The sequence below is a fragment of the Photobacterium sp. GB-210 genome (genome assembly GCF_003026075.1).
In the GTDB taxonomy this organism is placed as follows: domain Bacteria; phylum Pseudomonadota; class Gammaproteobacteria; order Enterobacterales; family Vibrionaceae; genus Photobacterium.
On the sequence record NZ_PYNU01000052.1, the window covers coordinates 1 to 1,317 of the forward strand.

1 rRNA gene is annotated in these 1,317 nt (G+C 52.6%); it reads left to right on the plus strand.

From position 1 onward, the window contains the following. Positions 1–1,317 (plus strand): 23S ribosomal RNA (locus tag C9J38_RS21515); the annotation flags it as partial.

A 1,317-nucleotide genomic window follows, 5' to 3' on the forward strand; every position in this document is an offset into this window, starting at 1 on the left:
ACGAAGTCATTGATGCCATGCTTCCGGGAAAAGCTTCTAAGCTTCAGATTATAAGAAATCGTACCCCAAACCGACACAGGTGATCAGGTAGAGAATACCAAGGCGCTTGAGAGAACTCGGGTGAAGGAACTAGGCAAAATGGTACCGTAACTTCGGGAGAAGGTACGCTCCTAGCGGTGATGAGACTTGCTCTCTAAGCTGCCGGGAGTCGCAGATACCAGGTGGCTGCAACTGTTTATTAAAAACACAGCACTGTGCAAAATCGAAAGATGACGTATACGGTGTGACGCCTGCCCGGTGCCGGAAGGTTAATTGATGGGGTTAGACTTCGGTCGAAGCTCTTGATCGAAGCCCCGGTAAACGGCGGCCGTAACTATAACGGTCCTAAGGTAGCGAAATTCCTTGTCGGGTAAGTTCCGACCTGCACGAATGGCGTAATGATGGCCACGCTGTCTCCACCCGAGACTCAGTGAAATTGAAATCGCAGTGAAGATGCTGCGTCCCCGCGGCTAGACGGAAAGACCCCGTGAACCTTTACTATAGCTTGGCACTGAACATTGACCCTACATGTGTAGGATAGGTGGGAGACGTTGAAGCAACCGCGCCAGTGGTTGTGGAGTCAATCTTGAAATACCACCCTTGTATGCTTGATGTTCTAACGTTGGCCCCTTATCGGGGTTACGGACAGTGCCTGGTGGGTAGTTTGACTGGGGCGGTCTCCTCCCAAAGAGTAACGGAGGAGCACGAAGGTGGGCTAATCACGGTCGGACATCGTGAGGTTAGTGCAATGGCATAAGCCCGCTTGACTGCGAGAATGACAATTCGAGCAGGTGCGAAAGCAGGTCATAGTGATCCGGTGGTTCTGAATGGAAGGGCCATCGCTCAACGGATAAAAGGTACTCCGGGGATAACAGGCTGATACCGCCCAAGAGTTCATATCGACGGCGGTGTTTGGCACCTCGATGTCGGCTCATCACATCCTGGGGCTGAAGTCGGTCCCAAGGGTATGGCTGTTCGCCATTTAAAGTGGTACGCGAGCTGGGTTTAGAACGTCGTGAGACAGTTCGGTCCCTATCTGCCGTGGGCGTTGGATGATTGAGAGGGGCTGCTCCTAGTACGAGAGGACCGGAGTGGACGAACCGCTGGTGTTCGGGTTGTGTCGCCAGACGCATTGCCCGGTAGCTAAGTTCGGAATCGATAACCGCTGAAAGCATCTAAGCGGGAAGCGAGCCTCAAGATGAGTCATCCCTAGACCTTTAAGGTCTCTAAAGGGTTGTTGAAGACTACAACGTTGATAGGTCGGGTGTGTAAGTGCTG